Annotated in this window: 18 protein-coding genes and 1 tRNA gene; 12 read left to right on the forward strand and 7 right to left on the reverse strand. The window is 67.4% G+C overall.

Going from position 1 to position 19,370, the window contains the following annotated elements:
• Nucleotides 1-2 precede the first annotated feature (2 nt).
• The 3 genes from ACI2KI_RS01740 to ACI2KI_RS01750 are packed head-to-tail and all read right to left on the reverse strand — an operon-like array spanning nt 3 to nt 3,096.
• Nucleotides 3-200: a heavy-metal-associated domain-containing protein gene (locus ACI2KI_RS01740; RefSeq protein ID WP_404617207.1), complete on the reverse strand. Its 198-nt coding sequence runs from the start codon at nt 198-200 to the stop codon at nt 3-5.
• Complete coding sequence (gene cueR / locus ACI2KI_RS01745) at nt 197-616, reverse strand: Cu(I)-responsive transcriptional regulator (RefSeq protein WP_404617209.1); 420 nt, start codon at nt 614-616, stop codon at nt 197-199. The genes ACI2KI_RS01740 and cueR overlap by 4 nt, the downstream gene beginning before the upstream one ends.
• Nucleotides 613-3,096: a heavy metal translocating P-type ATPase gene (locus tag ACI2KI_RS01750; RefSeq protein ID WP_404617211.1), complete on the reverse strand. Its 2,484-nt coding sequence runs from the start codon at nt 3,094-3,096 to the stop codon at nt 613-615. The genes cueR and ACI2KI_RS01750 overlap by 4 nt, the downstream gene beginning before the upstream one ends.
• A 122-nt stretch (nt 3,097-3,218) precedes the next feature.
• Between ACI2KI_RS01750 and ACI2KI_RS01755 the strand changes: the two genes are divergently transcribed.
• Complete coding sequence (locus ACI2KI_RS01755) at nt 3,219-4,991, forward strand: copper resistance system multicopper oxidase (protein ID WP_404617213.1); 1,773 nt, start codon at nt 3,219-3,221, stop codon at nt 4,989-4,991.
• Nucleotides 4,988-6,106, forward strand: a complete 1,119-nt coding sequence (locus ACI2KI_RS01760; RefSeq protein WP_404617215.1) for a copper resistance protein B — start codon at nt 4,988-4,990, stop codon at nt 6,104-6,106. Before ACI2KI_RS01755 ends, ACI2KI_RS01760 begins: the two co-directional genes overlap by 4 nt.
• Nucleotides 6,107-6,147: 41 nt before the next feature.
• Here the strand turns inward: ACI2KI_RS01760 and ACI2KI_RS01765 are convergent, their stop codons facing one another.
• Nucleotides 6,148-6,699 carry an RcnB family protein gene (locus tag ACI2KI_RS01765; protein WP_292082716.1) on the reverse strand — a complete coding sequence of 184 codons (552 nt, stop codon included), beginning with the start codon at nt 6,697-6,699 and terminating at the stop codon, nt 6,148-6,150.
• A 258-nt stretch (nt 6,700-6,957) separates the two neighbouring features.
• Between ACI2KI_RS01765 and ACI2KI_RS01770 the strand changes: the two genes are divergently transcribed.
• From ACI2KI_RS01770 to ACI2KI_RS01780, 3 genes are all read left to right on the forward strand, one after another.
• Nucleotides 6,958-7,260 carry a sel1 repeat family protein gene (locus ACI2KI_RS01770; protein WP_292082717.1) on the forward strand — a complete coding sequence of 101 codons (303 nt, stop codon included), beginning with the start codon at nt 6,958-6,960 and terminating at the stop codon, nt 7,258-7,260.
• A gap of 83 nt (nt 7,261-7,343) precedes the next feature.
• Nucleotides 7,344-7,649 (forward strand): ETC complex I subunit, encoded by a 306-nt coding sequence (locus ACI2KI_RS01775; protein ID WP_292082718.1) that lies wholly within the window; start codon nt 7,344-7,346, stop codon nt 7,647-7,649.
• Between the two features lie 30 nt (nt 7,650-7,679).
• Nucleotides 7,680-7,756, forward strand: a tRNA-Arg gene (locus ACI2KI_RS01780).
• On the opposite strand, the gene metC is transcribed toward ACI2KI_RS01780, so the two are convergent.
• The gene (metC, locus tag ACI2KI_RS01785; RefSeq protein ID WP_404618903.1) at nt 7,715-8,908 is read right to left on the reverse strand and encodes a cystathionine beta-lyase; all 1,194 of its coding nucleotides are present in this window, start codon (nt 8,906-8,908) and stop codon (nt 7,715-7,717) included. The two genes, ACI2KI_RS01780 and metC, sit on opposite strands and share 42 nt — an antisense overlap.
• Before the next feature lie 96 nt (nt 8,909-9,004).
• On the opposite strand from metC, the gene ACI2KI_RS01790 reads away from it, so the two are divergent.
• Complete coding sequence (locus ACI2KI_RS01790; RefSeq protein ID WP_292082720.1) at nt 9,005-10,090, forward strand: amino acid ABC transporter substrate-binding protein; 1,086 nt, start codon at nt 9,005-9,007, stop codon at nt 10,088-10,090.
• A 31-nt stretch (nt 10,091-10,121) separates the two neighbouring features.
• A complete protein-coding gene (locus tag ACI2KI_RS01795; RefSeq protein ID WP_404617218.1) occupies nt 10,122-11,426 on the forward strand; it encodes a dicarboxylate/amino acid:cation symporter in 1,305 nt (434 codons plus the stop codon).
• Between the two features lie 3 nt (nt 11,427-11,429).
• Here ACI2KI_RS01795 and sseA read toward each other — a convergent pair whose 3' ends face one another.
• Entirely contained in the window at nt 11,430-12,272 is an 843-nt protein-coding gene (gene sseA, locus ACI2KI_RS01800; RefSeq protein WP_404617220.1) for a 3-mercaptopyruvate sulfurtransferase, read from the reverse strand.
• A gap of 150 nt (nt 12,273-12,422) precedes the next feature.
• Between sseA and kdsA the strand changes: the two genes are divergently transcribed.
• From kdsA to ACI2KI_RS01820, 4 genes are read left to right on the forward strand one after another with little or no spacing between them, the layout of a single operon-like run.
• The gene (gene kdsA, locus ACI2KI_RS01805) at nt 12,423-13,301 is read left to right on the forward strand and encodes a 3-deoxy-8-phosphooctulonate synthase (protein WP_404617222.1); all 879 of its coding nucleotides are present in this window, start codon (nt 12,423-12,425) and stop codon (nt 13,299-13,301) included.
• Between the two features lie 18 nt (nt 13,302-13,319).
• Nucleotides 13,320-14,780, forward strand: coding sequence for a D-glycero-beta-D-manno-heptose 1-phosphate adenylyltransferase (gene rfaE2, locus ACI2KI_RS01810; RefSeq protein WP_404617224.1), 1,461 nt, complete (start codon nt 13,320-13,322; stop codon nt 14,778-14,780).
• A complete protein-coding gene (gene rfaD, locus ACI2KI_RS01815) occupies nt 14,777-15,778 on the forward strand; it encodes an ADP-glyceromanno-heptose 6-epimerase (RefSeq protein WP_404617226.1) in 1,002 nt (333 codons plus the stop codon). The genes rfaE2 and rfaD overlap by 4 nt, the downstream gene beginning before the upstream one ends.
• A gap of 2 nt (nt 15,779-15,780) precedes the next feature.
• Complete coding sequence (locus tag ACI2KI_RS01820; protein ID WP_404618905.1) at nt 15,781-16,878, forward strand: DUF3089 domain-containing protein; 1,098 nt, start codon at nt 15,781-15,783, stop codon at nt 16,876-16,878.
• Here the strand turns inward: ACI2KI_RS01820 and recG are convergent.
• Nucleotides 16,875-18,965, reverse strand: coding sequence for an ATP-dependent DNA helicase RecG (gene recG / locus ACI2KI_RS01825; RefSeq protein ID WP_404617228.1), 2,091 nt, complete (start codon nt 18,963-18,965; stop codon nt 16,875-16,877). The two genes, ACI2KI_RS01820 and recG, sit on opposite strands and share 4 nt — an antisense overlap.
• An 83-nt stretch (nt 18,966-19,048) precedes the next feature.
• Between recG and ACI2KI_RS01830 the strand changes: the two genes are divergently transcribed.
• The gene (locus ACI2KI_RS01830; protein WP_292082726.1) at nt 19,049-19,363 is read left to right on the forward strand and encodes a succinate dehydrogenase assembly factor 2; all 315 of its coding nucleotides are present in this window, start codon (nt 19,049-19,051) and stop codon (nt 19,361-19,363) included.
• Nucleotides 19,364-19,370: the final 7 nt, after the last annotated feature.

The following is a 19,370-nucleotide window of genomic DNA, read 5'->3' on the forward strand; positions in this document are numbered from 1 at the left end:
GATCAGGCGGACTCGGCCGGATAGCCGGCGTCGGCCAGCGCCGTCACCAGGTCCTGACGGTCGGCCGCTGTCGTCACCTCGACCCGGCGGGCCTCGATGTCGGCCTTGATTTCAGCCGAGGCGTCGACGCCGTGGATGGCCTTCTCGACGCTGGCGACGCAGCCGCCGCAGCGGATCCTAGGAATGGTCAGGACGATCATTGAGAAGCTCCTTCAGAAGCGGCGGCGGGCGAACCCGCCAGGTCGGACAGGATGGGGCAGTCGGGGCGGTCGTCGCCGGCGCAGCAATGGGACAGGGTGCGCAGGGCGTCGGCCATGGCCTGCATTTCCTTGATGCGGGCATCGAGGTCGGCGACGTGCTTCTCGGCCATGGCCTTCACCTCGCGGCTGGGCCGGTTGTGATCGCGCCACAGAGACAACAGTCGGGCGATCTCTTCGACCGAAAAGCCCAGGCTGCGCGCGCGGCGGATGAAGCGCAGGTCGTTCAGATCGCGCTCGTTGAAGTCGCGATAGTTGCTTTCGGTCCGCTCCGAGGGCCGGATCAGGCCAACGGACTCGTAGTAGCGGATCATCTTGGCCGAAACGCCGGTGGCGAGGGAGGCCTTGCCGATATTCATTGGGCGGCTCCGTGGATGTGGGGCTTGAAGGCGCGCAGGCGCAGGGCGTTCAGCACCACGCTGACGCTGGACAGGGCCATGGTCCCCGCCGCCAGCATGGGCGACAGCATGTAGCCGAAGGCCGGGTAGAGGACGCCCGCCGCGACCGGGATCAGCAGGACGTTGTAGCCGAAGGCCCAGGCCAGGTTCTGGCGGATGTTGGTCATGGTGGCGCGCGACAGGCTGATAGCGCTGACCGCGCCGCGCAGGTCGCCGCCGGTCAGGACCACGTCGGCGCTTTCGATGGCCACGTCGGCGCCGCCGCCGACCGCCAGGCCGACATCGGCCGAGGCCAGGGCGGGGGCGTCGTTGACCCCGTCGCCGACGAAGGCGATGCGGCGGCCGCCGGCCTTCAGCGCATTGATGGCGGCGACCTTGCCGTCCGGCATGACCTCGGCGTGGACCTCGTCTATGCCCAGCAGGCGGGCGACGGCGGCGGCGGTGCGGCGGTTGTCGCCGGTGATCATCGCCACCTTCAGTCCAAGACCGTGCATGGCCTGGATGGCGGCGGCCGTGGTCGGCTTGATCGGGTCGGCCACGGCGATGACGGCGGCTAGTCGGCCGTCGATGGCGGCGTAGAGCGGCGTCTTGCCCTCGTCGCCCAGATGGGCGGCGACCTCGGTGAAGACGGCGACGTCGTGGCCCAGCTCGGCCATGTAGCGGTCGGCGCCGACCTCGATGCGGCGACCCGCAACCACGCCCGCCACGCCCTTGCCGGGCACGGAGGTGAAGTGTTCGGGGCGGGCGACGCTGAGGCCGCGCGCGGCGGCGGCCTCGATCAGGGCGCGGGCGACGGGGTGTTCCGACTGTCCCTCGACGGCGGCGACCAGGGCTAGGACCTCGTCTTCGGCGAAGCCTTGGGCCACGCTCAGGTCGGTCAGCTCGGGACGGCCCGCCGTCAGCGTGCCGGTCTTGTCGAAAGCGATGACCTCGACCCCTTGCAGGGCTTGCAGGGCTTCGCCCTTGCGGAACAGGACGCCCAGTTCGGCGGCGCGGCCCACGCCGACCATGATCGAGGTCGGGGTGGCCAGACCCATGGCGCAGGGGCAGGCGATGATCAGCACCGACACGGCGGCGACCAGGGCCATGCCGAGCGCCGGATCGGGCGCGAACAGATACCAGACGGCGAAGGTTAGGACGGCCACGCCCATGACGACCGGCACGAACCAGCCGGTGACGTGGTCGACCAGGGCCTGAATAGGCAGCTTGGCGCCCTGGGCGGTTTCGACCATGCGGACGATCTGGGCCAGTACGGTTTCGGCCCCGACCTGCTGCGCCTCGAAGCGGAAGGCGCCGGTGGTGTTGAGGGTGCCGCCGACGACCTTGGCCCCCGCGTTCTTTTCGACCGGGATGGGTTCGCCGGTCAGCATGGATTCGTCGAGCCAGGAAGCGCCTTCGGTGACGACGCCGTCGACCGGGACGCGCTCGCCGGGACGGACGGCGATCAGGTCGCCGGCCTGGACGCCGTCGATGGGCACATCTTGCTCAATGCCGTCGCGCAGGACGCGGGCGGTCTTGGCCTGCATCGACATCAGACGGCGGATAGCCTGACTGGTCTGGCCCTTGGCGCGAGCCTCGATCCAGCGTCCGACCAGGATCAGGGTGACGATGACGGCGGCGGCTTCGAAATAGACGTTGGCCGTGCCGGACGGCAGCAGGGCGGGGGCGAAGGTCGCCACAGTCGAGAAGGCCCAGGCCGCGCTGGCGCCCAGCACCACCAGGGAGTTCATGTCCGGCGCGCGGCGCAGCAGGGCGGGCACGCCCTTGCGGAAGAAGATCAGGCCCGGAACGAACAGGACAAAGGAGGCCAGGACGAAGCTGATCAACCGCCAGTTCTGCGTGCCGATGGTCTGTTCCAGCAAGTGGTGCATGCCCGGCACGAAGTGCGAGCCCATTTCCAGTACGAACAGGGGCAGGGTGGCGACGCCGGCGATCAGGACAGCGCGGCCCAGGTTGCGGATCTCGGCGGCCCGGGCGGCCTGTTCACGGTCGGCGGCGTCGAGGCCGGTCTGTTCCGGCTGTTCCAGCACATAGCCCGCCTGCTGCACGGCGGCGGCCAGGTCGCGGAAGGCGACGGCGCCCGACAGGAAGCGGACGGTGGCCCGTTCGGTCGCCAGATTGACGCTGGCGCTCAGCACGCCGGGCACGGCGGCCAGGGCTTTCTCCACGCGACCGACGCAGCTGGCGCAGGTCATATCGCGGACGGGATAGACGACTTCTTCCTCCATCGGCTCATAGCCGGCGGCGCGGATGGCGGCGGCTACTGCTGCGGGCGAGCCGCCGGCGTCCATGACCACGTGGGCCCGCTCCGTCGCCAGATTCACGTGCGCCCGATTGACGCGGGGCACGGCGCGAATGGCCTTCTCCACGCGACCCACACAGCTGGCGCAGGTCATGCCGAGTACAGGCAGATCAAGGATTTTGGGGGAGGCGGCGGACATCGGCGGAGCCTTTCGTCGAGAGAGCCTCCCCCTTCTAAACCTTCCTGTCATGGGAAGGTCAACGTCTGATCATGATGGTTTATCCAGCCGGTCAGATTGCTTCCAGAAGGATGAGCCGAGACATGACCCAGAGCGTCCTTGATCGCAGGTCCCTGTTGCGCGGCGCGGCCGTCGGCGGTGGGCTGCTCGGCCTTTCGGGCCTGATGCCCGCCTGGGCCCAGACCGGATCGCCTGGCCTGCGCGCCGACCTGCCGACGCTGACGGGGCCGAACATCGACCTGACGGTGGGCCATTCCAACTTCACCGTCGGCGGTCGCACCGGCCACGCCTTCACCGTCAACGGCCTGCTGCCCGCGCCCCTGTTGCGGATGCGCGAGGGGCAGAACGTTCGCCTGTCGGTGACAAATACCCTGGACGAGGACACCTCGATCCACTGGCACGGCCTGCTGCTGCCGTTCCAGATGGACGGGGTGCCGGGGATCAGCTTCCCCGGCATCAAGCCGCGCGAGACCTTTGTCTATGAGTTCCCGATCAAGCAGTCGGGCACCTACTGGTATCACAGCCATTCGGGGATGCAGGAGGCCATGGGCCACTATGGCCCCATCGTCATCGACCCGGCGGGAGTCGATCCGGTCGGCTATGACCGCGAGCACGTGCTGGTCCTGTCGGACTGGAGCTTCCTGCATCCGCACGAAATCCTGGCCAAGCTGAAGAAAAGCCCCGGCTATTTCAACATGCAGAAGACGACGTTGGCGGGCCTGCTGGACGGGTCGGACGGCATGAACCTGGCCGAGCGCCGGATGTGGGCGGGGATGCGGATGGACCCGCGCGACATCCTCGACGTCAACGGCACGACCTATACCTATCTGGTCAACGGCCACGGCCCGGAAGAGAACTGGACCGGCCTGTTCCGGCCCGGCGAGCGGGTGCGTCTGCGCGTCATCAACGCCTCGGCCATGTCGATTTTCAACGTCCGCATCCCCGGTCTGGCCATGACCGTGGTCCAGGCAGACGGCGAGCACGTGCGTCCGGTCGAGGTCGACGAGTTCCAGATTTCGGTCGCCGAGACCTATGACGTCATCGTGCGCCCGACCGAGGACCGAGCCTACACCATCGTGTCGGAAGCCATCGACCGTTCAGGCATGGGCCGCGCCACCCTGGCCCCGCGTCTGGGCATGACGGCCGAGGCGCCGCCGCTGCGCAAGGTGCCGAACCTGACCATGGCCGACATGGGGATGGGGGGCATGGATCACGGCAGCATGGCCGGGATGGACCATTCGGTTCATGGTGCAGCGGCGGGAGCCGCCGCCGCCGCGCCGATGGACCACGGCGCCATGAGCATGCGCGACCCCGACAACGCCCCTGCCGACATGGCGGTCGGCGTCGGGGTGGACATGGTCTCGCCCGCCCCGGCCAACCGACTGGGGGAGCGGCCGCAGGGCCTTCAGGACGTCGATCACCGGGTGCTGGTCTATACCGACCTGCGATCCTTGACGCCCAACACGGACACGCGCCCGCCGTCCCGGTCGATGGAAATCCACCTGACCGGCAACATGGAACGGTTCATGTGGGGCTTTGACGGGCGCAAGTTCTCGGAACTGGTCGAGCCGATCCGGTTCGAGCTGAACGAGCGGGTCCGCGTGACCCTGGTCAACGATACCATGATGGCCCACCCGATCCACCTGCACGGCCACTTCTTCGAGCTGGTCAACGGTCACGACGGGCATCAGCCGCTGAAGCACACGGTCAACGTCGCGCCGGGCGGCAAGGTCACCTTCGACCTGACGGCCAACGCGCCGGGCGACTGGGCCTTCCACTGTCACCTGCTGATGCACATGCACGCGGGGATGTTCAACGTCGTCACGGTTCGTCCGATGGAAGGAGCCGCCCGATGAGCCGCGCCCTGTTCGCCGCTGTCGCGGTCCTGCCCCTGATGCTGGCCGCCGGTTCCGCCGTCGCCCAGAGCCACGGCGGTCATGCCGGTCACGGCGCCCACGTTGCGCCTGCGCGTCCGCCGCAAGCTCGCCCTCAGCAGGCCCGCCCGAGGCCCGCGCCCAAGCCGCGCGCCGCTGCTCCTCGGCCTACTGCGCCTGCGGCCCCGGTGGCGGCGGACCCGCACGCTGGTCATGACATGAGCGGTCACGCCGGGCACGCCGCTCCCGCTGCGGCGGCCGACCCGCACGCCGGCCACGACATGTCGGCCATGACGGGCGGAGCGCCCAATATCCCGACCAGCGTGGACGCCGTCGGCGGCCGCATGGTCGAGACGCCGCCGCCCGCCGCCGCGCGCGCCGCGCCCGCCCATGCGGCTGACCTGTTGTTCGACCCCGCCGTCATGGCGGCGGCGCGCAAGCAGTTGCTGGCCGAGAACGGCGACGTGCGCACCACCGCCGTCCTGATCGACACGCTCGAGGCCGGGTTCGGCGACGGCGAGAAAAGCTACAGCTGGAACGCACAGGGCTGGACCGGCGGCGACATCAACCGCTTCTGGTGGAAGACCGAGGGCGAGGGGGCGTTCGACAGCAAGCTGCACGAGGCAGAGGTTCAAGCCCTCTACAGCCGCGCCGTAGCGCCCTTCTGGGACCTACAGGCCGGTGTGCGCCAGGACTTCCGTCCCGACGGCGACGACACGACCCACCTGACCGTCGGGGTCCAGGGCGTCGCGCCCTATTGGTTCGAAATGAGCGCCGCCGCCTTCCTGTCGACCGAGGGCGATCTGACTGCTCGCGCCGAGGCGGAATACGACCAGCGCCTGACCCAGAAATGGATCCTGCAACCGGCGATCGAAGTGGCTCTGTCGGCCAGCGCCATCCCTGAGCTGGAGATCGGTTCGGGCCTGACCTCGGTCACGGCGGGGCTGCGGCTGCGCTACGAAATCCGCAAGGAGTTCGCCCCCTATGTCGGGGTCGAGTGGAGCCATTCGTTCGGCGACACGGCCAACTACGCCAGGGCGCGCGGCGACGACGTGGATGCGACGCGCCTCGTCGTCGGGATCAAGGCCTGGTTCTGACGTCATAGGCCTCCGCCGCAAGCGGAGGCCTGTCGTTTGACCTAGTAGACGTCGTGCAGCACGCTGGCGATCAGGCCCGTGGCGACGGCGATCAGCAGGATGTCGTTGTTGGCATGGACGTAGCGATAACCGCGCGGCGCGGGGCGAAGACCGTAATAATAGGGGTCGTCCACATAGTAGCCGCGATAGGCAGACGGCAGGTAGCCGCCCTGGCGCCAGCGGTAGCCGTAATAGCGCGGCTCGACCCGGTAATAGCCACGCCCGGGCGCGTACCAGTAACCCTGGCGGGCGCCGCGATAGTCACGGAACTCGGGGCGACCGCGCCACCAGTCGCGGTTGTTGCGGTCCCAACGGTCATAGTGGCGGCTCTGGCGATAGTCGCGACGGTCGTCCCGGCGGTCCTCACGCCACTCGCGACGGTCTTCGCGTCGATCCTCGCGCCACTCACGGCGATCTTCACGACGGTCGTGGCGGTCCTCGCGGCGCTCCTGGCGCCACTCACGGTGGTCGCGGTTCTGGGCCTGGGCCGCCAGCGGCGCGGCCGTGGTGGTCAGCGCCAGGGCGACGATGGCGGCCTTGGTCAGGCGGTTCATCTGGACGTCTCCTTGGTCTGGGCGCCGAGGGAAAGCTGCGGACGACCCGTTGAAACAGGAGGCCAAGGTCGGGCCCGGCGCATGAACTCGTCCTGAACGGCTCCGTCAGGTTTGCGGCTCGATTGTTTATGCGGGCCCGACGAGCGCGCGCATTCGCTCGCCGGGCCAGCGGAGCCGTTAACTCTAATTTCAAACCGCCGGTATTTGAATGGCGTTCGAAAGGCAGGGTCAGAATGACCGACGCCCGGAGGACTGAACATGATCGCGCACGAAACCGCGCCCGAAGCTCTCGAAACCGCGGCCCTGCCGCTGCCGACCGTCGACATGGACGGAGACGCCCTGTTCCGCTTGGGACTGGCCTATTCGGCGGGTCTGGACGGCTGTCCTATTGACCGCGTTTCGGCTCACATGATCTTCAATCTGGCGGCCATGAAGGGCTCTGTCGAGGCGCGCATCTATCGTCGTGAAATGAGCGAAGAGATGGACCACGACGAGATCGCCGAGGCCCAACGCGCCGCGCGCCGGTGGATCGACGCGGGTTCGACCACGCTCGCCGCCTGAAGCTTGTCGCAGCGGACGGCTGGACCGGGCGGCGAGGTCGGGCTATGGACCCGGCCAAGACAAGTTGCCGAAGGATTCCGCCCATGCTCGCTCGCATCTATCGCCCGGCCAAGACCGCGATGCAGTCGGGCAAGGCCAAGACCAATGATTGGCGGTTGGAGTTCGAACCGGCTTCGGCGCGTACTCAGGATCCGCTGACCGGCTGGACCAGCACCACCGACATGAATGGCCAGGTGCGGCTGAACTTCGAGACCAAGGAAGAAGCCGTCGAGTACGCCGAGCGTCACGGCATAGCCTTCCGCCTGCATGAACCGCAGGAAGCGCCGGTGATCATCAAGGCTTACGCTGACAACTTCGCCACCAACCGCAAGCAGTCCTGGACCCACTAGGTCAGGCCTCTCGCTGCGGCCCTGGCCGAGGCGCCCTTAGCTCAACCGGATAGAGCACCCGCCTTCTAAGCGGGATGTTGCAGGTTCGAGTCCTGCAGGGCGCGCCAGGCCTCCAGGCCTTTTTCCAGATCCGCGATCAGGTCTGCCGGATCCTCAAGGCCAATATGCAGGCGCAGCAGCTGGCCCGGCAGGTCAGGTGCGTGAAGGCGGTGGCTCAGTTGCGGCGTCTCATGGGTCACCAGGCTTTCGAAGCCGCCCCAGGAATAGCCGATGCCGAACAGGTTCAGTCCGCTCATCAGGGCGTGAGCACTGGCCTTGTCGCCGCCCTTCATGACAACGCCCATCAGCGCCGCCCCGCCTGAGTAGTCGCGCCGCCAGAGGTCGTGGCTAACCGAGCCGGGCAGGGGCGGGAACAGGACGCGTTCGACTTCTGGTCGGGTTTGAAGCCAGTGGGCGACCTGAAGCGCGGACTTCAGCGCCTCATCGTAGCGCAGAGGCAGAGTGCGCAGGCCGCGCAGCGCCAGCCAGGCGTCGTCGGGCGAGACATGCCAGCCCATGTCTTCAATCGTGTGCAGAACTGCGCGCGCAATCCCGGCGTCCTGAATCGCGATTGCGCCCATTAGAAGGTCGGAATGACCCGCAGCGTACTTGGTCACCGCCTGGACGCTGACATCGACGCCGAGGTCCAGCGGTCGCATGGCAAGACCCGCCGCCCAGGTGTTGTCCATCACTGTCAGGACGCCGCGCGCCCGGCAGGCGGCGGCAAGGGCGGGCACATCGACGATCTCGAACGTGAGGGACGAAGGGGATTCGATGAGCAGGACGCGGGTCCGCTCGCTGCACAGGGCGAGGATGTCCGCTGTCGAGGCGTCGGCCGGATGGAACCGGGTTGTAACGCCGCGTGCGGCCAGGTGGCGTGTAAGGAAGCGGCGCGTGGGACCATAGACGGCGTCGCTGGTCACCACCTCGTCGCCGGGGCGCAGCAGGGCCAGCAAGGGCACGGTGACGGCGGCGAGGCCTGACGGGACAAGGAAGGCGTCGCCGGCGCCCTCCAGATCGGCCAGGGCTGCGCGCAGTTCACGCGCGGCGCTGGTGCCGTCCAGGCCATAAACCGGGCCATAGGCCGAATCCTGCATCGAGGCCGGGTCGTCGCTGAGCATTGTGGAAGCGCGCTCAACCGGCGGATTGACCGGCCGTCGGCCCTGACCCCGTCGCGTGGCGGAGGCGATCAGGCGGGTGCGGTCGGAAAGGCGAGGCATGAGGGCTCCGGCGGGTTGCGGTTCTGGGCCTAGAGGGCTCTAAAGAAGGCGGGGGCGCAAGCTGGCGAGGGTGAGGGAATGCGGGCGGCGAGGAACGTGACGGGAATATCGCTGGCGCTGCTGCTGGCGACGGCGGCCTGCGAGCGACGGGCAAAGACCGATCAGACGGAGACGCCGACGACCTCGCGACCGACCACGACCACCATGCCGACGGACAAGGCCAGTCCCACGCTGGCCGCGATCAAGCAGCGCGGGCATCTTAACTGCGGCGTCAATCAGGGGCTGGTCGGCTTCGCCTATACGGACAATCGCGGGGCGTGGCGCGGCTTTGACGTCGACTTCTGTCGGGCGACGGCGGCGGCCATCTTCGGCGATCCGGACGCCGTGCGATTTGTGCCGCTGACCGCGGAACTGAGGTTCGACGCCCTGCGAGACGGGCGCGTCGACGTCCTGTGGCGCAATACCTCCTGGACGATGAGCCGGGACACCGGGGGCGAGTTGAGCTTTGCCGGGATCAACTATTACGACGGTCAGGGCTTCCTGGTCCGCCGCGCCCTGAACCTGAATAGCGCGTCCGAGCTGAACGGCGCCCGCATCTGCGTCCAGACGGGTTCGACCACGGAGCTGAACGTGGAGGACTATTTCCGCACGCGCGGAATCGAGTTCCGCCCGGTTATGGTCAAGACCGAGGAAGAGGCGCGACAGGCCTATGCGCGCGAGGAATGCGATGCTTTCACCGCAGATATCTCGGCGCTGGCAGCGGCGCGGACGACCCTGGCGAACCCGCAGCAGCACGCGATCTTGCCGGACGTGATCTCCAAGGAGCCGTTGGGGCCGGTCGTACGCCATGGGGACGATCAGTGGACAGCGGTGATCCGCTGGACGCTGAACGCTTTGATGTTGGGCGAGGAGTTGGGGGTGACCAAGGCCAATGTGGCGGCTTTGACCCGAGACAGCCAGGAACCGCGCGTTCGTCGACTGTTGGGCGAGGAGGGCGAGTTCGGCCCCTCGATCGGCCTGCCGCGGACCTGGGCCCGAGACGCGATCGCCGCGGGCGGCAACTATGGCGAGATCTTTGAACGGAACCTTGGCCAGCAATCGGCGCTGAATCTGGCCAGGGGTCTGAACGCGCAATGGAGCGCGCGGCCCAGCGGCCTGATCTACGCCCTGCCGATTCGCTAGGGCATCGGTCGGCCGCCCGAAAGGGGGACGCATGACCGTCAGGACGCGAAAAGGCCTGCCGTTGCATGGGCTGATGCTGATCGGCTTTCTGGTCGGGTTGCTAGGCGGTCTGACGGTTAATCTGACGATTGGCGGCGACGCGCCCTGGGTTCAGTGGCTGACCTCGAACATCACCGGGCCTGCGGGACAGATCTTCCTGCGCCTGCTGTTCATGCTGGTGCTGCCCCTGCTGTTTTCGGCTCTCGTGATCGGCGTGGCCGAGATGGGAGACCTTAAGACTCTCGGGCGGGCGGGGACCAAGAGCCTGCTGTTCACGATTTTCGTTTCGGCCGTCGCCGTGCTGATCGGTCTGGTCATGGTCAACCTGTTCCGACCCGGCGACGGCGTGGACCCTGTACTGGCGCAGCAACTTCTGGAGCAGGGACGCAGCGGCGCGGCCTCCATCGTCGGCAGTGCGCCGGATTCGGTCCGCGCGGGCGACTTCTTCCTGGATCTGGTGCCGTCCAACGTCTTTACGGCGGCCGCGGAGAACGAGATCCTGCCGGTCATGGTCTTCGCCTTGCTGTTCGGGATCGGGCTGGTCCTGACGAAGGGCCCGGTAACGGAGACCTTGCAGAAGACCATCGAGGGCGTGTTCGAGGTGATGATGAAGCTCATCAACCTGGTCATCCGCCTGGCGCCGGTGGCGATCGCCTGCCTGATGTTCAATCTCGCGGCCCTGTTCGGATGGGATCTTCTGGTGCGGCTGGCCGCCTTCGTCGCTGTCGCGGTGGGGGCGATGGCTATCCATATGTTCGTGGTTTATCCGATCTGCATCGCGACCCTGGGCGGCATGTCGCCGGTCAAATTCTTCCGAGACATTCGTGAGGCGATGGTGGTGTCCTTCTCGACCGCCTCGTCCAACGCCAGCCTGCCGGTGTCGCTGCGTGTCGCCGAACAGAACCTGGGCCTGCCGCGCAAGATCGCGCGCTTTGTCCTGACGGTCGGGGCGACGGCCAATCAGAACGGCACGGCCCTGTTCGAGGGGGTGACCGTGCTGTTTCTCGCCCAGTTCTTCAGCGTCGATCTGAGCCTGGGCCAGCAGGTCATTGTCATGCTGGTCTGCATTCTGGGCGGGGTCGGCACGGCGGGGGTGCCAGCGGGATCTCTGCCGGTCATCGCCATGATCCTGGCGATGGTCGGTGTGCCGCCAGAGGGGATCGGCCTGATCCTGGGCGTGGATCGCTTCCTGGACATGTGCCGGACCACGCTGAACGTGACTGGCGATCTGGTCGTGGCCACCGTGGTGTCGCGCGGCGAGGAGGATGCGGACGCGACGGTTCGGGCTGTGGCCTAACGATCAGCCGGTTTCGACGGGGGCGTCGGTGCGAGCGCCCCATTCGGCCCACGACCCGTCATAGAGCCGCGACGACCGACCCAGTTCAGCAAGGCCGAGAGTCAGGATGGCGGCGGTTACCCCGGACCCGCAACTGGTGATGAGGGGCCGGTCCAGGTCGATGTCGGCATCGTGGAAGGCGGCTTCCAGCGCCGCGCCACGCTTCATTGTCCCGTCGGCGTTCAGCAACTGGCCGAAGGGCAGGTTCAGCGCGCCGGGCATATGGCCGGAGCGGACGCCGTGTCGGGGCTCGGCGGCCTCCCCTCTGAAACGGGGCGCGCCTCGGGCGTCAATCACCTGAATGTCTCCGGTCAAGGCATGGCGGACCTGTTCCAGATCAACCACGCCTTCGCTGGCAAAGTTGGAACGGAACGTCGAAGTCCTGTCGGTCGTGTCCGGCCTGTGGTCCAGCGGTCGTCCCTCAGCACGCCACTTAGGCAGGCCGCCGTCCAGCACGCGGACCTGTTTCGCGCCCATGATCCGCAGCGTCCACCAGACCCGTGCCGCCGAGAACAGGCCCTGGGCGTCATAGACGACAATGTCGTCGTTTTCGGACACGCCCAGCGCGCCCATGGCCTCGGCGAAGGCCTGGGGCGTCGGCAGCATGTGGGGGTAGGGGCTGGCATTATCTGAGACGGCTTCCAGATCGAAGAACACCGCGCCCGGCAGGCGCTCATGCTCGAAATCGGCGCGTGCGTCGCGTCCATCCAACCACCAGCTGGCGTCTATGATCCGCAGGACCGGCGCGCCGAGGCGATCCGCCAGGTGTTGCGTCGAAATCAGGGGGCTGTCCGAGGGCATAGGCATGGGCTCACGATAACACGACGGCTCAGCCATGTGGTCAGGCCCTGAGTCGCCCTGTAGGTTGCGAAACCAAGGGTCTGACGCCACCTGTCGGACGCAAAGTTGCGGCATGGAGCCGCGACCTGATCGATTCAAACAGCCGAAAGCGCCGCCGTGAACCGTCCCAACGCCGTCATCGAACTGTCCGAAGGCCTCAAGAAGCCCGTCGTGATTGGCGGCGGACGTCGCATCGTCTTCATCGCCGGCCCCTGCCAGATGGAAAGCCGCCAGCACGCGCTGGAGACGGCTCATCAGCTGAAGGAAATCAGCGACCGACTGAACGTCGGCATCATCTACAAAACCAGCTTCGACAAGGCGAACCGCACCAGCGCCACCGCCGCGCGCGGCATCGGCCTGAAGGACTCGTTGCCGATCTTCGCCGAAATCCGCGAAGCCACCGGCTTGCCGACCCTGACCGACGTCCACTCCGAGGCCCAATGCGAAGGCGTGGCCGAGGCTGTCGACGTGCTGCAGATCCCGGCCTTCCTGTCGCGTCAGACCGACCTGCTGCTGGCCGCCGCGGCGACCGGCAAGGCGATCAACATCAAGAAGGGTCAGTTCCTGGCCCCCTGGGACATGAAGAACGTCATCGCCAAGGTGGTCGGCGCCGGCAACCCCAATGTCATGGCCTGCGAACGCGGCGCCAGCTTTGGCTACAACACCCTGGTCAGCGATATGCGGTCGTTGCCGATCATGCGTGAGATCGGCTGCCCGATCGTCTTCGACGCGACCCACAGCGTGCAGCAGCCGGGCGGGCAGGGCACGTCCTCGGGCGGCCAACGCGAGTTCGTGCCGGTTCTGGCGCGCGCCGCCGTGGCAGTCGGCGTGGACGCTGTCTTCATGGAGACGCACGAAGACCCGGACAACGCGCCGTCGGACGGCCCGAACATGGTGCCGCTGAGCCAGTTTGAGGCCTTGGCCGCCGAACTGATCGCCTTCGACGACCTGGCTATCAAGCTGGGTCACAAGGGGCCGATGGCTAAGGCGGCGTGAATCCGCTAGTTCGGCGTCATGGCTGAACGTTCCCTTGATCTCGGCGCCCTGCAGTCCCTGCTGGAACGCGTGCATGACTTGAAGGTCGCCTGCGTCGGCGACCTGATGCTGGATCGCTATGTCTATGGCGAGGTCAGCCGCATCTCGCCTGAAGCGCCGATCCCCGTCCTGCGCGCGCGCCGCACCGTGGCCATGCCCGGCGGCGTGGGCAATGTGGCGCGCAACGTCGCGGCCTTGGGCGGTCGGGCCCGTCTGGGCGCCGTGGCGGGGCAGGATGCGGCTGGCGCCGAGCTGACCGATCTGATCACTGCAGAGGACCGGATCGAGGACGCCCTGATCCGGCCCGAGGGCGCCGCCACCATCGTCAAGACGCGCTTCGTCGCCGCCGGCCAGCAGCTGTTGCGGCTGGACGATGAGGCCGCGCTCCATTCCGGCTATGGCGACAAGGCGGTGTTTCAGGGCGCGGGCGCCATCCTGCTGTCCGACTACGCCAAGGGCGTGGTGGACGACGGCGCCATCCAGGCGGCGCTGTGGGCCGGGGCTGAATACGGCGCGCCGGTCATCGTCGACCCCAAGGGCCGCGACTTCGCCCGTTATGGCGCGGTCGACGTCATCAAGCCGAACGCCAGCGAACTGTCTGGCGCCACCGGCCTGCCGACCGAGACTGACGGGCAGGTCGATGCGGCGCTGGCCGCCCTGCTGGCCTCCACGACCGCCAAGGCCGTCATCGTCACCCGCGCAGGCAAGGGCATGACGCTGGCGCGGCGTGGCGGTGGCGTCACCCACTTCCCCGGTCGGGCGCGCGAGGTGTTCGACGTCTCGGGCGCGGGCGACACCTGTCTGGCCGCGCTGGGCCTTGCGCTGGGCGCAGGCGCGACGCTGGAACAGGCGGTGCAGTTCGCCATCCTCGCGTCCGGTGTCGTCGTGGGCAAGAGCGGCACCGCCGTCGTCACGCCGGCCGAACTGATCGAGGCCGAGATGAGCCAGCACGCGGCCCTGGCCCAGTCCAAGGTCACGCCGCTGGACGAACTGTCGGATCAGGTCGAGGCGTGGAAGCGTCAGGGCCTGAAGGTCGGTTTCACCAACGGCTGCTTCGACATCCTGCACCGGGGCCACGTCGCCTATCTTAATCAGGCGCGCGGTTGGTGCGACCGGCTGGTGGTGGCGCTGAACACTGACGCCTCGGTGCGTCGCCTGAAGGGCGAGGGGCGCCCGGTCAACGACCTGGACAGCCGCGCCGCCGTTATCGGCGGTCTTGCCAGCGTGGATCGGGTGACGGCCTTCGACGACCCGACCCCCATCGCCCTGATCGAGCGGCTGCGGCCTGATGTGCTGATCAAGGGGGCGGACTACACCAAGGACAAGGTCGTCGGCGCAGCAGAGGTCGAGAGTTGGGGCGGGGAAGTCCGCCTGGCCGAGTTCGCCGACGGCTATTCCACGACGAAGACGATTGAAAAGATGAATGGAGACAAGGCATGACCCCGCGAATGATCGTCGTCACGGGCGGCGCGGGCTTCATAGGCTCCAACATCGTGGCGCGTCTGTGCGAGAGCGGCGCCTGGGACGTGGTCATCTGCGACCGGCTGGAGACGGCCGATCTCGCCAAGTGGAAGAACATCGCCAAGCATCCCATAGCCGACCTGTGGGCGCCCGAAGATCTGTTCGAACAGCTGGAGCGCCACGCCGAACGGATCGAGGCCGTGGTGCACATGGGCGCCATTTCCTCGACGACCGAGCCGGACGCGGACCTGATCCTGCGCACCAACTTCAGCCTGTCGCGTGACATCTGGGACTGGTGCGCGCTTCGCGACGTGCGGATGATCTACGCCTCCTCGGCGGCGACCTATGGCGACGGCGAGATCGGGTTCGAGGATCGCGACGATCCTGAGAGTCTGAATGCGCTGCGTCCTCTAAACGCCTATGGTTATTCAAAATATCTTTTCGACCAGTATGCCGTGCGTCAGGCGGATCGGGGCGAGGCGCCGCGCCAGTGGGCGGGGTTGAAGTTCTTCAACGTCTATGGCCCGAACGAGGGTCACAAGGGCGGCATGAAGTCGGTTGTGGCCCAGATCTGGCCCAAGGTGCAGGCCGGTGAGACGGTCAGCCTGTTTAAGTCGCACAACCCCAACTATCCCGATGGCGGCCAGCTGCGTGACTTCGTCTATGTCGACGACGTGGTGAACATCATCGACTGGCTGCTGCAGACGCCGGACGTGTCGGGCGTGTTCAACGCCGGATCGGGCCAGGCGCGGTCGTTCGCCGATCTGGCGCGCGCCACCTTCGCGGCGGCGGGTAAGGAGCCGTCGATCGCCTATATCGATATGCCCGAGGTGATCCGCGACCGGTATCAGTACTTCACCGAGGCCAGCATGGAGCGCATACGCGCGGTCGGTTTCAACGGCCAATCGACGCCGCTGGAAGAGGGTGTGCGGCGCTACGTCCAGGAATTTCTGTCCAAGCCGGATCCCTATCGATGAAGATGCCCAGCCTGACCTTGCGCCAATGGGTCGGCTATACGGGCTTTGCGCTCGTCTTCATTCTGGTGGCCGCTGTCATGGTCTGGCGCGGCGACATACTCAAGGCGGGGTTGGATCCCCAGGTTCCGTTCCAGACCTATGAGCCGCCGCCCCCGCCTGATTATCGTCAGTCTGCGGCCTGGGCCCTGCTGGACGCCCGGGCTCCGAGCGCGGAAAACGCCGCCATCTTCTTTGTCCATTCGACCACCTACAACGGCGGGGCTGGCTGGAACGGTCCGATCGGCGACCGCAAAGCCGACGCCTATCTGAAGCGGGTTGTGATTCCCAACTATGCCGGTCCCTTCGCCAGAGCTGGCGCCATCAGCGCGCCACGCTACCGGCAGGCCAGCCTATACACGCGGTTGACGCTTCGCGAGGATGCCCGTGAAGCGCGCGCCTTCGCCTATGGCGACGTCCAACAGGCGTTCGATCAATGGCTTGCGGAGCATCTGACCGGGCCCATCATCCTGGCAGGGGTCGAGCAGGGGGCGGACCTGATCGCGCGTCTGGTCAAGGAGCGCGTGGCGGTTGACCCGAGTCTGCGCCAGCGGCTGGTCGCGGTCTATCTGATGGACGCCATTGTCGCTGTGGATCAGACGACGCCGATCATCGCCTGTCACGCTCGGGATCAGACGGGGTGCGTCGTGGGTTGGTCGCAGGTTGGCGAGGGCGACGAAGGGGCTGCAAAGCGCAGGCTGCGACGCGCCTTGATCTGGGATGACCGCGGCCAATTGGTTGAATTGGGCGATCGCCCCGCTCTCTGCGTGAACCCGGTATCCGGTAGCGACAACGGCGCGGCGGTTCCCGAGCGCCGTCACCTGGGCGCCGCCAACGCCACAGGGCTGGAGTGGGGGCTTCGCCCTGCCTTTATCGACCGTCAGATCGCCACCCAATGCCGCGACGGCCTGTTGCGTCACACGGTGCTGAAATCGGAATCCTTCCGTGAGTTCAGCGGCTGGGCTGACCGCCGCAAGGCGCGACCCTACAACCTGTTCTATGCGGACATCGAAGCGGACGCCCTGGCGCGGCTGGCTGCCTGGAACACCCGGCAGACCTCCTAGTCGGCTCCCGATCGGTCCGCACGCCAGTCAAACAGGGCCTCGAGCACCCGTACGGCCTGGCCGCGCGGACTGGTCAGGTCGGGATCGCGCCCCAGGATCAGACGGGCGTCGTCCGACGCCGCCAGCATCAGCGCTCGGTGCTTGATCGGGTCAGCGAAGCGATAGGCCGGGAAGCCGCTCTGCTTCAGGCCAAGCGGGTCGCCGCCGCCGCGCAGGCGGAAATCTTCTTCGGCGATCTCGAACCCATCCTCGGTGCGACGCAGGGTCTCCAAACGTTCGCGCGCGGTCTCGCCCAGCGCACCGTCCTGACCGCCGTATAGCAGGATGCAGGAACTGGACTTGGCCCCGCGCCCGACCCGGCCGCGCAACTGGTGCAGTTGGGCCAGGCCGAAGCGGTCGGCGTGTTCGATGACCATGATTGAGGCGTTGGGCACGTCGACACCCACCTCGACGACCGTGGTGGCGACCAGCAGAGGGATGCGCCCTTCTGCGAACTCGGCCATGACGGCTTCACGTTCGGCGCCTGGCATCTGGCCGTGGGCCAGACCGACCTCGACCTGCAGGATTCGTCGCAGGTCGTTGGCGCGTTCCTCGGCGGCGGCCAGGTCGATGGCTTCGGATTCGGCCACCAGCGGACAGATCCAGTAGGCCTGAGCTCCGCTGTCGATGGCCGCCTTCAGTCGCTTGGCCACCTCGCCGATGCGGACCAGCGGCAAGACGGCGGTGGCGACGGGGGTGCGGCCCGGCGGCTTCTCCATAAGGCGGCTGACTTCCAGTTCGCCGTACTGGGTCAGTTCCAGCGTGCGCGGGATCGGCGTGGCCGACATGGTCAGCAGGTGGACGCCGCCGATGGCTGGATCCCCCTTGGCCTGAAGCCTCTGGCGCTCATTGACGCCAAAGCGGTGCTGTTCGTCGATGACGGCCAGGGCCAGACGATGGAACTGCACCGCGTCCTGGAACAGGGCGTGGGTGCCGATAGCGACCTGGGCCTTGCCCGAGGCCAGAGCCGCCAACCGCTGACGTCGCTCGCTCTGCGTGTCGCGGCCGGTCAGCAGGACGGTCGAGACGCCGGCTTCCTCCAGCATCGGCGCCAGTCGCTGATAGTGCTGGCGGGCCAGGATTTCGGTGGGGGCCATCAGGGCGGACTGGAAGCCGCTGGACGCTGCGTCGGCTAGAGCCAGGGCGGCGACGGCGGTCTTGCCGGAGCCCACGTCGCCTTGCAGCAGCCGCCCCATCTGCTCGCCCGCGGCCAGATCGGCGCGGATTTCTTCAAGAGCGCGGGCCTGGGCCCCGGTCAGGGTGAAGGGCAGGGCGGCGAGCATGCGTCGCGAGGCGTCGCCAGGCTCGATGCGCGCTGCAGGGGTGATATGTCGCGTGCGGCGACGGCGCGCCAAAGCCAGCTGGTGGGCGAACAGCTCGTCATAGGCCAGGCGCTGGCGGGCCGGGGCCTCGGGCGTTAGATCCATCTCCGTCGTCGGGGCGTGCAGGCTCTCCAGCGCCGCGCGCCAGCCGGGCCAGCGCCGCGCCGCCAGCCAGGCGGGGTCCTGCCACTCGGCCAGCTCTGGAGCGAGGGCCAGCGCGCCCTGCGCCAATTTGCGCACCACACGCGAGGTCAGTCCTTGCGTCGCCGGATAGACCGGTTCGGACAGAGGGATTTCGTCCGCCTTGTCCAGCGGCAGGATGTAGTCGGGGTGCGCGATCTGCACCTCGTTGTTGAAGCGCTCGACCTTGCCTGTCACCAGCCGCCGCTCGCCGCGCGGGGCCAGGCTCTCGATATGGCGCGGCGAACCGGCGAACCAGATCAGGTGAACAAAACCGGTGTCGTCGGACGCCCGCATCTTGAACGGGGCGCCGTTCTTGTGCGGTGGGATCAGCCGGTCGATCAGGACGTCGAAGACGCCGATCTCGCCCTCGACGGCGGCCGCGGCGGTCGTGCGGCGGCGCTGGATGATCCCTGACGGCGACAGGAACAGGACGTCGCGCACCAGCGGACCCGCCAGCTTGTGCACCAAGGGCGCGCTTCTGGGCCCCACGCCCTTCAGGGTGGAGACGTCCGCGAACAGGGGAAAGAGAATCTCGGGCCGCATTAGCCTCAGCATAGCTGGCGAAAACGGAACGGGAACGCTATCTGATCCAACTCTTCACATGAACGGACCGGGCAAGGAACCGCGTGGCCGATATTGATGCACGTCCAGAGGACGCTCGGAAACAACGACTCGGCCGGATTTCCTACCGCGCCTGGCGACGCGGCTTCCGCGAGGCCGACATGGTGCTGGGCCCGTTCACGGACCAGATCGGGCCGACGCTGAGCGACGCCGAACTGGACGAACTGGAGCACCTCCTGAACGAGGAGGACCAGTACCTCTACGCCTGGATCATCGAGAAGGAGCCGACCCCGCCCGAGTTCGACGGGCCGATGCTGGCGCGCATCCGGGCCTTCATGCGCGAACACGTCGCGGCGGAAGTGGCCAAGGGTATCGGTTGATGAGTGA

The organism is Brevundimonas sp. NPDC046655 (genome assembly GCF_044901625.1).
Lineage (GTDB): Bacteria > Pseudomonadota > Alphaproteobacteria > Caulobacterales > Caulobacteraceae > Brevundimonas.